The sequence below is a fragment of the Psychrobacillus sp. INOP01 genome, from assembly GCF_018140925.1.
Lineage (GTDB): Bacteria > Bacillota > Bacilli > Bacillales_A > Planococcaceae > Psychrobacillus.
On the sequence record NZ_CP073315.1, the window covers coordinates 909,920 to 921,502 of the forward strand.

Genomic DNA, 11,583 nt, shown 5'->3' on the forward strand with positions numbered 1-11,583 from the left:
TACATTTCTCTACCACGTCACCTTTATGTTAGAAATTAAGAGGGGCTGCAAGCTTGCAAATGCAAATTGAAGTTTCTTATATGGTGTCACAACCACCACATGTAGTCCTAAGAATATGCCTTCATGGTAGAGCCCTCTCCCTTTCTGATTTAAGTTACTCTTACCAAGCCCCTTTTCCTGTAATCACTATATAAACTGTCTGAAGTACGATTTTCAGGTCTAGTAAAAAGGAGCAATGCTTTACATAATATAAATCGTATGCGATTTTTTCTCCGTGAGTAATTGCGGAACGGCCATTTACTTGGGCATACCCTGTTATTCCTGGTTTTACTTTTAAACGGTTTTTTTGAGTAGAGGAATAATGTTTGGTTATTTCAATCATTTCTGGCCTTGGTCCTACTATACTCATCTCCCCCTTCAAAACATTCCAAAGCTGGGGAATTTCATCTATACTATACTTTCTATATATTCTTCCAAGTTTCGTGATATATAGAGTTTGTGGTGTTGTAAATTCAAAATCTTGTGGCACCTCATCTTTCCATTCATATTTGTGAGAGCTAGATTCAATATCTTCCGCTTGCATGGTTCGAAACTTCCAAATAATAAATGGTTGGTCATACAAGCCTGCCCTTAGTTGTTTGTAAAAAAGTGGACGTCCCGAGAAAATCAGTAGAATAACTGAAAACAGTATTATAAAAGGAAATAACAAAATAAGTAACAAGCTGCTACCTAATATATCTACTGTTCGTTTAACAAAACTACGATAAAAATAAATTGGCGCCTGTTCATAAGGCGGTTGATCTAATTTTTCCACGATTTGTTCTCCTTAACATAAAATATTAGAAAACAACCTCGTACATAAAAGAATATTCAATGCTCCTATTAAAAAGAAGTATTCTTATATGATTATGAAAATGTTTTCCATCCTTATTAGCTTATGAGCTTATATACCTTATGTATGGGGACATTCTATCCATTCCTTAATAATAAAAGTTTTTATGTCTTGTTTTTATTGGAACGTAGAACAATAGATGTATTCGAGGTAATTGAGAGTATAGTAGGATTTTATTTTATTATTCCATGAGGTTTTAGTATATTCTTTGGAATTTTCATAAAAAAAGCACTACAGGAAAAGTTTCTCCTGTAGTGTTTTTAGATTCTTGCAAACTGATCATATACATCCTGTAACGTTTCACAGCCAAGCATTTTAACTTTTTCCACATAGATGCTCCAAAGTTTTGCGGTCATTTTGGCGTCCTCTAATGCATGATGGCGCCTTACAATTGGGATATCGTTATGCTTACACAAATCTTCTAACGAACTTAGTTGTATATTTGGCTCAGCAATTTTGTATAGAAAGGACGTATCGACGATGCGATGCTTAAATGGTGTACGAAATAGCTTTGTACTTGCATGTTGCATAAAATTTCTTTCGTGATTTGCATGATGCGCAACAAGTGTACAGTCTTTTGCAAATTGAAGAAATTCAATTAGTACATCCCCGATAAATCTTGCATCCTTCAACTGTTCATTTGTAATACCAGTTAGTCCGACAATATCCATTGGAATTTCTTTTTCAGAGTATATAAGCGAGTAGAAAATCTCGTCCTCTTGAATGGATGAACCAATCATTTTTATTGCACCAATGGAGATAATGTCATCCCCTTGCTCTGGGTTAAAGCCAGTCGTTTCAATGTCGAAAACTACAAATTTTAGCTCATCCAAGAGAATTTTTAAAGTATCCTCTTTTTTCATGTCTTTTTGCAGGTTTCTTAAAAAAGCCATTTGTTGTGCGCTTTGAACATCGCCTATGCCAACATTCGTGCGTTTTCCTTGAATACCTCTTAGTATTTGCATGAAAGGTTCAAACGCCATTGTGCACACCTTTTTTCATCAAAGCAATCACTTCGCGATGTAACTTTATGCCACCTTTAATAATCCGTTTAATATCTTTCTGTTCAGCCTTGGTCAGTTTTTCAACCTGCAAATAGTGCGTATCTAAATAGCTCTCAACCTTAGATAACGACAGACGATACTTTAATAAATCCGAAAAATTTCTTTCGGTATTTTTTAGTAAGACTGCATATTCCCGAATTTGAATTAGATGACTCATTCGAACTAAAGTTGAAGTTTCCAATATTCCCTCTCTTATCGAAAGGAGTCGAATGGCATTTACATATGGTAGAAATCCAGAATATTTTAAGTTCACGGATCCTTGATATAAGCCATGTCTTTCCACTAACAGCTGACCAAGTGGACCAATTACATTTTTGACATGCTCTACATTAGCAGTAAACAGGTTTAGTAAATTCGGATGTTGTAATTGGTATGCATGAATGTATGATTTCAACTGATGGATGAATCCCACCTTTCCATGAAGCACCCTAGCATCATAAAAGATTTGAAGGTAACGAATCGACTCCCAGCTTTCATCATCCACCCAGTCTTGGAGTTGTAGGTTCCATCCATCATAGGATTTACACCACCTAGAATTAGAGCTCATCACTTTACCTTCGCAATACGGATACCCTACCTTATGTAGCCCGTAAGAAATTTCCTTTCCAAACACCTCAAAATACAGATCATTTTCATCATTCGATATTTCATAAGCAATTCCATGATCTTGATCACTGATCATTCCTTGTTCTAATCGCCCTCCACTACCTGTTATGAACCAAGAAAAATCACATGGAGCTGGAACTCTTTTCATCTTTTTAGTTGCTACTTCCAATACTTTAAGCATTACCTGATCGTGAAAATCATTGAGCGAAACGATGTCATCTAGGAAGTTTGTAATATATAATTCCTTCCATTCTCGAATAGATTCATACGTTTCCACTAGTACACGCCCTTTTATATAAAAAGCCTCTAAATAATAGAGGCTTTTTTGATTTGATTTGATTTGAATTAATTTAATTTAGAGATTTCGATTCTTCTAAAATCATTTGTTCAGGATAACCATAGTTGCCGTGTTCGCTCATATCTAGACCCATTAGTTCCTCTTCTTCCGATACACGAATACCACCCATTACTTTTTTCATTATAAAAAGGATAGCATAGGAAACTACGAATGCAAATAAACCACAGGACACAACTCCCATTAGTTGAACACCTAATTGATCCAATCCACCCCCGTAAAATAATCCAGCTTTACCAACGGATGCAAGTTCCGGTGTTGCGAAGAAACCAGTAGATAATGTTCCCCATACTCCAGCAGCTCCATGTACAGATAGCGCATAAATTGGATCATCCACTTTTCTCTTTTCAAAAAATCTAGCGCTATAGAATACTAATACTCCAGCGATTAAACCAATGACAACAGATGCCCATACATCTACGAATGCACAAGAAGCAGTAATAGCAACCAATCCAGCTAAAGCACCGTTTAAAATCGTTGGAATATCTGATTTACCTAGTACTACCCATGATATTAACGTGGCCGCAACAGCTCCCGCTCCAGCAGCAAGCGTTGTGTTTAAAGCAACATATCCAAAGAATGCTGCATCTACAGATACCGTACTACCAGCGTTAAATCCGAACCAACCAACCCAAAGGATTAGTACACCTAAAGCTGTATATACCTGGTTATGTCCGGCAAGGTTGTTTGCTGAGCCGTCCTTATTGAATTTCCCAATTCTTGGTTTAAGAATCATTGTTGCTGCAAGAGCGGCCATTGCACCAGTTAAATGAACAACAGTTGAGCCTGCAAAATCCTGTTTGCCATGTTCAGCCAACCAACCTCCACCCCACACCCAGTGAGCAATTACTGGGTACACAATTATTCCAAAAAGAATAGTGAAAATAACATACGCGGATAATTTTGCACGTTCTGCAAAACCACCAAGTGCTATGGTTACTGCGATACCGGCAAATGCTAATTGGAAAACAAAGAATACGGTTGTAGCAAGACCTGCTCCCTCTAGAATTTCTCCACTATAGAAAAAGTCTGTCATTCCTACGAAGAAATTTGCATCTCCCCCGAAGATAAACCCATAGCCTACTGCCCAGAACACCATTGACGCTAGACCAAATGTGAATATTGTTTTACCAGCAACGTGACCAGCATTTTTCATTCTTGTAGAACCAGCTTCTAATAATATAAATCCACCGATCATAAATATGACTAAAATTGCAGCTATCATCGTCCACAAGCTGTTCATCAAATACATTACATCTTCCATTGTCATCTCTCCCCTTTTTCTATATGTTAGGTTTTCTATCCTTTCATGTAAGAAAACATAACATTGTTTATATTATTTATTCTATTCATTTTTACATAGATGTCAACACAATTTTCTGAATATATTTTATTTTTAAATATGTTAGTTTAACAAACCCTTCTTAAACCTTATTTTCAACAAGATTAAATTTTTACAAATAAAAAAACCGCCTACACCGTTTTTAACAGTGATGACAGTTTATCTACCATACATTTATTTAATTCCACTCGCCGTCGCTATCCTCTTCTTCCTTCCCTCGAGCAGGAAGTATACCCATTTTAACCGCTAATTTTGGTAAGTTCATTGCGATGAACATTAGTACGACCGTTATAATTGCAAGATCATACGCACCATATCCAATAGTTAACCCCACACATGCAGTGATCCAAAGGTTTGCTGCCGTTGTAAGTCCTCGTTTTACATTATCCTTGTCTACCCAGATTACCCCCGCCCCAAGGAACCCAATACCACTTATTACTTGAGCTGCCAAACGCATGGGATCCATATACGCTCCTTGGTTTAGAGATGATAGTGCCATAGCTAAAGTTGATCCTAAACATACTAAAATATGTGTTCTGATACCTGCTGGTTTATTTTTTATCGCTCGCTCTAGACCAATAAAAAATCCTATTAAAGTTGCTACACCTAACCGGATGTACAAGTCATAATGCGAATTAAATAATGTAGTAATGAAGTCCATATTTTAAATCCTCCTAAAAGTTCTGTTCGGATAACATTCTATAAATCTTCTCAAAATCCTTCAAAGGTAAATACTATCACAAATTGGATACCTAATAATAAATCACGATCCATAAGAAAAACCAGGCAAAAAAAAATGCCCGGTTCTTTAAGGTCAAAACCTGTTTCTATCGTTTTATTACCGATTGTTTTTTTAGGAAATACTGGTCGTGACTAACGTCACGACCAGCATCTTTTTTTGGTAATTTTATAGCGTTCGTCTGTTCGCCGCCATCCCACAACTTTTAGAAACAGGTTAGTGCCTTTATGGATAACTAGAGAAATGACACTTTCCCATTCATAGATGGGATGACACTCTTAATATTTCTCTTTATTTCCACAAGTAAAAAAGAAAATCTACTTTCTTCATCCTTCATTCCAGAATAGTATCCCTATTTAGACAGTCGATTTACCCTATATTAATTGTAGTGGAAGGTGGCGACTCCGGCAGGATGAGCGAGACAGATGAACTATCACAGGCGAACGCGGAGCGTCGGTGATGGTTCATCGCTCACCCTGCGGAGGCCAACAGGATGTTGGTCACGAAGGCGTTGCGCTCGCGTGGTGGCGTTCTTAGCCATCGTTCCTTTGTCTCCACCTGAAACGGAAATCAGTCATATTATTCATTTTTTAAAGTGCCATAAACCCAGTGTTCACAGGACACCTTTATATACTTTCCTATCTAAATAAAAAGGAGAACACTAAATTACAAAGTGCTCACCTCTCCATTATAGAATTATAATTTAAATTCACCATTTTTAATTGTTTCACGGAACCAATGGTAGCTATCCTTTTTAGTTCTTACCAATGTCTCATAATCCACATGCACAATTCCAAAACGCATACTATACCCCAAAGCCCATTCAAAATTATCAAGTAGCGACCAGTATAAGAACCCTTTTACATTAACACCAGAATCCATACTTCGCTTTAAAGCCGTCAAGTGAGTTTTTAAGTAATCAATTCTTTTATGATCAGCAACTTCACCATTAACTGGTTCATCATTATAGCAGGCACCATTTTCTGTAATATAAATTGGCACACTGCCGTAAAGGTCTTTAATTTTGACAAGAACTTTATAAAAACCTTCCGGATAGATAAACCAGTCTATATCTGTTTTGTCATATCCCATATCGATACTCTCTAAATCGAATAACTCTTCATTTTCTTTATAGCGTCCTACATTACCCGTGTAATAATTTAACCCGAGAAAATCGATTGGTTGCGAAATTATTTCCAGATCCCCCTCTAAAATGGTTGGAGTAGCACCTTTTCCTTTAAACCATTCCAACATGAAATCAGGATAGCTCCCTTTAAAAACTGGATCAAAAAACCATTCTAAATTCCAAGCGTTTCCTCGATTGCACGCTTCAATATCCTGCTCTTTCGTACTGTATGGTTCAAACCAAGTAACATTAGGAGCATATCCAATTTCACCCTCCACGTCACTTTCTCTAAAACATTTCACCGCACGACCATGTGCTACCAATAAATGATGCCCTACATCAGTCGCAAGTTGGAGATTCTGATTTCCCGGTGCATGCTCCCCAATATAATTAGATAGGAAAGATGAGCACCAAGGCTCGTTAATAGTTATCCACTTTTTAATCTTTCCGTTGAATTCCTTAAACATAAAGTCCGCATATTGAACGAACGCTTCAATTGTTTCCCGATTATCCCAGCCACCTTTGTCCTGTAACGCCTGCGGGAGATCCCAATGATACAACGTACAAATTGGTTCGATGCCTTTTCCTAGCATTAAGTCTACTAATTTATGATAATAGTCGACTCCTTTTTGGTTCACTTCTCCTGTACCATTTGGGAAAATCCTTGGCCATGCAACAGAAAAGCGATATACACTAGCTCCTAAGTCATGTATTAGCTCTACATCCTCTCCATACCGGTGGTAGCTATCGCAAGCTACGTCGCCGGTATCTCCATTATGTACCTTCCCTGGAGTTTTAGAAAAGGTATCCCATATTGAGACCCCTCTGCCATCTTCGTTTGTTGCACCTTCAATTTGATAGGATGCAGTTGCTGCTCCCCATCTAAAATCCTTTGGAAACTGTATAATCGCCATTTATTGCCCACCTTTCATTTATCGTTTCTTGGTCGTTTCCTCTACAACACCCGAAGAATTCCTTACTACCAACTCTGGATCTACGAGTGACGGTCTTAAACCAGTTACTCCATTTATCAAATCGTTTAGCTTTATGGCTGCCAATCTTCCAATTTTCTGCTTATCTTGTTTAATAGTAGTGAGAGCAGGCTCCATATAACGACAAGCCTCTACATCATCACAGCCTATCACTTGAATATCTTGCGGAATTCGAAGTCCATAGTCCTTTATAGCCCTCATAGCACCTAGCGCCATCATATCGGAAGCAGCTATTACTGCTTTTGGCAAAGAATCTCCCTGAAGAATTTCTTCCATAGCTTCGTATCCACTAGATTCAAAAAAGTTTCCATGTTTTATCCATCGCGTTTGTGCGGCAATACCAAATTGACTCATCGTCTGCAGAAATCCCTCTAGTCGTTGGTTCGATATATCAGAACTTTTCTTCCCTGCAATATATCCAACATCTCTGATAGAGTTTAAATACAAGTATTCCACAGCAAGCTGCGATACTTTATAGTTATCCGTCATAACGTAGCTAGAATTCTGTCCAGTCAGCTCAATGTCAATCCCAAGGCAAGGGATGTCACTCTTATCCAACTCCGACACGGCTTCTTCTACTTCTTCCCCAGCAATTATTAAGCAACCATCTAAACGAAAATGTCTTGACCTTGCAAGATAGTCTACATTTTCCTTATCAAACATCTCATTGGAGAAAATGATAATATCATACCCCATGGCACCAAGTGTTTTTTGGAACGATGAAATAACTTCATTGAAAAAGGGATGGTTAAACTCTACATTTATCTTCCCTGCATAAATGAGTCCGATTAGACTGGATTTCTTCGTCGCAAGTGACTTAGCGGAAAAAGTAGGTTGATACCCAGTTTTTTTGATAACTTCTAGTACTTTACGCTTTGTTTCTTCACTTACACCATTATAGTTGTTGATCACCTTAGAGACAGTGCCTCTTGAGACACCCGCCATTTGAGCAATATCTCGTATAGTTAAAGTCATTTTACATCCCTCATATTCCATGTACTGATCGTAATTATTTTACCGATCCCTCGGCAATACTCGATATAAAAAGTTTATTGAACAACAAGAACACTATAAGCAATGGAATCGTCGCCCAGAATACACCTGATAACAACATACCGAAATCCACTTTAAATGTATTGTTCAATGATGCTAAAGCAACTTGAATTGTATAGGATTCAGGATCTCGAAGCACCGTAAACTGCCATAAGAATTCTCCCCAAACGGAAGTGAACACAATAATACCTAGTGTAGCAAAAGCCGGTAAAATGATAGGAAGTACAATGCTACGATATATCCTAAAAATTGAACAACCATCCAATCTTGCCGCTTCTATCAATTCATCTGGTACCGATTCACTCACATATTGCCTCATCAAAAATATCCCTAAAGGATTTAGGAAAAACAAGATCATCGCTGCAAACAAATGGTCCAATATTCCAGCTTTCGCAACCAACAAATACTGCGGAATTAATCCAAGTTGAGGCGGAATAATAATAGTAAATAGTATTGCGAAGAAAAGAATATTCTTCCCAGGAAATTTTAGCTTAGAAAATGCAAATCCAGCTAATGAACTTATAAATAATACGACAATCGTTACCGTAAGACAGACGATTAATGTATTAAACATCGATTGGAAAAATGGAATCATATCCAATACTTTTCGAAAATTCTCCTGCAACTGATCACCTGGAACCATCGCTGGAGGTATCGAATTATATGCAGAACTATGACTCGTTGACATAACAAACATCCAGTAAAAAGGGAATAACGAAAAGAGCGATATTACTGTTAAAAACAAGTACATTCCAATACGACCAATGCCCCACTTTTTAGTACCAACATCACTTTTCATACACGTTTCCCCCCATCCTTACCGAGGCTTTTAGTGAGCATCATATTAAAAGCTGAGGCAACTACTATGAATAACAACAGAACTATAGCAGATGCAGATGCTGTCCCGAAGGAAGATAACCTAAACGCATCACGATATAAATACATAACAACGGTCATCGCTTCATCCCTTGCAAAAGCAGTATTACCTAGAAATACAGTCGGCTCCGTAAACAATTGCATCGCTCCAACTGTCGAAAAGAATACTGTCAATAAAATAAATGGCTTCAATAATGGAATCGTGATATATCGAAGTTGCTGGAATATGCTAGCTCCATCTATTCTAGATGCTTCATACAATTCGTTTGGAATGCTTTGCATGCCTGCTAAATAAATGATCGTATTATAGCCAAGCCAGCGCCAAAAAACCATTGTAGAAATTGCAATCTTCGCTCCCCATTCAGAGGTCTTCCAGCTCACTGGATCAAAGCCAAACAATCCAATAATATAATTCACTAATGCTGTTTCATTGTTACTAAAAAATACGCTAAATACTAAAGCAACAGCTACCATTGACGTAATATAGGGCATAAAAATAGTTATCCGGAAAAAAGCTTTAAAACGTAAATAAGACAAATTCAATAAAAACGCGAGAACTAACCCAATAACAAGCTGAGGTGCAGTACCCATCAGTCCAAGAATGATTGTATTATAAACAGATTTCCAAAATAACGGATCACTTAGTATTACTTGAAAATTATTTAACCCGACAAACTCCATTTCACCCATACCATTCCATTTTTGAAAAGCTAGGATTAAACTAAAAATAGCCGGATAGAGGCCAATAATCGCAAATATGATAAAAAAAGGTGATATATATAAATACCCCGAAAGCATCTCCTTCATCTCTTGGGATGAAAAACCTTTTCTTCGACCCTTTTGTTGTTTTTCATCTAAAGAAACCATACACTCGTCCCCCCACCTACATACAGAGTATATTCGGCGGATATATCCGCCGAATATGTTAATCACTTTCCTGACTTTAGCGATTTAGCTTTGTTTTAATACGTTTGATAGCTTCGGTCCATTCTTTCTCTGCATCTGCTCCAGCTTGTGAGTTAACTAAAGCAGCAAGAATTTCATCGTGAACGCTTGTATAATCCTTTCCTTTATATACCTTTCCGATTTTTTGTGCAGATTGAGCAAATACTGTTTGTGTTGACTGCCCACCAAAATACTCATCGCTTGCTTCTTTAAACTCAGCCATATCATATACAGCAGGGGCTGAAGGGAAAAGACCATTGCTCTTAAATGATTCCAATTGATTTTCAGCTGAAACCAACCATTTTACAAACTCATACGCTTCTTCTGCATGTTCTGTTTCTTTAGGGATAGAAATGTAGGAACCACCCCAGTTTCCGCTATACTCCGTAGGTAATGTAGCTATACTAAACTCTCCGGCAGCTTCGGGTGCATTTGACTCCATCCATCCTTTGAACCAAGCAGCACCTAATTCAACAGCAAAGTCGCCATTATCAACTCCATTTGCCCATTCAGCAGACCACATTGCATAATTTCCGACTAAACCAAGTTCGTTCATATCTATCGCTAGATCATACGCTTCTTTAACGCCGTTACCACTTTCTTCTATCAATAAATTGCCTTCTTTATCAAAATAACTTTCCTCTAACGCATCTAATTGTGCACGGTACATCATTTCCATGCTCGCAACCATTGGTTTGCCGGTTTTTTCTTTTATTTGTAAAGCAGCTTCCTTGAAGTCTTCCGGAGTTGCGATTAAAGCTGAAACTTCTTCAGGTGTTGTTGGTAAGCCAGCTTCTTCAAATATATCTAATCTGTAGTAAAGTCCCTTTGGACCAATATCAGTTGGAAGACCCATCAAGAACTCGCCGTCATCATTCTCTGCAATTTCCCATTTCCAGTCTAAGTATTCACCTTTCACTTCATCCGCACCCATATCATATAGATTGACAAAACGATCTTGTGCATCACGGAAACGATCGAGTTGGTCAAGCTCAAGTGCCGCTATATCCGGTGCCCCACTGCCGGCGGAAAGGGCTGTAAATAAATTATTGTGATGATCAGCCGTTTCTGAAGTCTTTATTTTTATTTTTATATTTTCATTCTGTTTTTCATACTCTTTTGCAAGCTCTTCATACCCCGTAGCACCAAACAACCAAAAGTTTAAAGTGATTTTTTCTCCATCGTCTCCAGTTTCACCTGAATCATCAGATGACGTATCAGAAGAGCAAGCTGCAATGATGAACACGAACAAAATGGACAGTGAAGCTATTAGCAGTTTTTTCAATTTCATTATGATTTCCCCCTGAAATTTAATAGATTAATAGTTTTCATACAGTAAAACCACCTTACTACCTCCAAACTGCCCTCCAATCCATCATTTAATCCATCAAGCATCTGCATCTTCGGTGTCTTATAGTCACTTTAATTTCATAGAAACCGGTTTCCTTAATGGGTAAAAAAATAAGTAATAAACCAGTTATTTTAAAAATAAAGCGCTTTCATTTATTATTATAATCCATTTCAAAATAAAATCAATGAATTTTCAGAAAATTATTATAAACCGGTTTCCATAACATTATATTCTATGGAATG

10 protein-coding genes are annotated in these 11,583 nt (G+C 37.5%); all 10 read right to left on the reverse strand.

All coding sequences use genetic code 11. The features are described 5' to 3' along the window. Positions 1–160: 160 nt before the first annotated feature. The 10 genes from KD050_RS04640 to KD050_RS04685 all read right to left on the reverse strand — a co-directional run bounded on the left by KD050_RS04640 (position 161) and on the right by KD050_RS04685 (position 11,281). Positions 161–814 carry a sugar transferase gene (locus KD050_RS04640; RefSeq protein WP_235753915.1) on the reverse strand — a complete coding sequence of 218 codons (654 nt, stop codon included), beginning with the start codon at positions 812–814 and terminating at the stop codon, positions 161–163. A gap of 338 nt (positions 815–1,152) precedes the next feature. Further along, positions 1,153–1,875: an exonuclease domain-containing protein gene (locus KD050_RS04645; protein ID WP_211895067.1), complete on the reverse strand. Its 723-nt coding sequence runs from the start codon at positions 1,873–1,875 to the stop codon at positions 1,153–1,155. After that, a complete protein-coding gene (locus KD050_RS04650; protein ID WP_211895068.1) occupies positions 1,865–2,839 on the reverse strand; it encodes a DUF294 nucleotidyltransferase-like domain-containing protein in 975 nt (324 codons plus the stop codon). Before KD050_RS04650 ends, KD050_RS04645 begins: the two co-directional genes overlap by 11 nt. Before the next feature lie 73 nt (positions 2,840–2,912). Then, a complete protein-coding gene (locus KD050_RS04655) occupies positions 2,913–4,181 on the reverse strand; it encodes an ammonium transporter (RefSeq protein WP_211895069.1) in 1,269 nt (422 codons plus the stop codon). 256 nt (positions 4,182–4,437) lie between these two features. After that, entirely contained in the window at positions 4,438–4,920 is a 483-nt protein-coding gene (locus tag KD050_RS04660) for an MgtC/SapB family protein (RefSeq protein WP_211895070.1), read from the reverse strand. Positions 4,921–5,694: 774 nt separating this feature from the next. Continuing rightward, the gene (locus KD050_RS04665; protein WP_211895071.1) at positions 5,695–7,038 is read right to left on the reverse strand and encodes a GH1 family beta-glucosidase; all 1,344 of its coding nucleotides are present in this window, start codon (positions 7,036–7,038) and stop codon (positions 5,695–5,697) included. An 18-nt stretch (positions 7,039–7,056) separates the two neighbouring features. Next, the gene (locus KD050_RS04670; protein ID WP_211895072.1) at positions 7,057–8,091 is read right to left on the reverse strand and encodes a LacI family DNA-binding transcriptional regulator; all 1,035 of its coding nucleotides are present in this window, start codon (positions 8,089–8,091) and stop codon (positions 7,057–7,059) included. 34 nt (positions 8,092–8,125) lie between these two features. Further along, entirely contained in the window at positions 8,126–8,968 is an 843-nt protein-coding gene (locus KD050_RS04675; protein WP_211895073.1) for a carbohydrate ABC transporter permease, read from the reverse strand. Continuing rightward, on the reverse strand, positions 8,965–9,912 hold the full coding sequence (locus tag KD050_RS04680; RefSeq protein ID WP_211895074.1) for a carbohydrate ABC transporter permease: 948 nt from the start codon (positions 9,910–9,912) through the stop codon (positions 8,965–8,967). Before KD050_RS04680 ends, KD050_RS04675 begins: the two co-directional genes overlap by 4 nt. 76 nt (positions 9,913–9,988) lie before the next feature. Further along, on the reverse strand, positions 9,989–11,281 hold the full coding sequence (locus tag KD050_RS04685; RefSeq protein WP_211895075.1) for an ABC transporter substrate-binding protein: 1,293 nt from the start codon (positions 11,279–11,281) through the stop codon (positions 9,989–9,991). Positions 11,282–11,583: the final 302 nt, after the last annotated feature.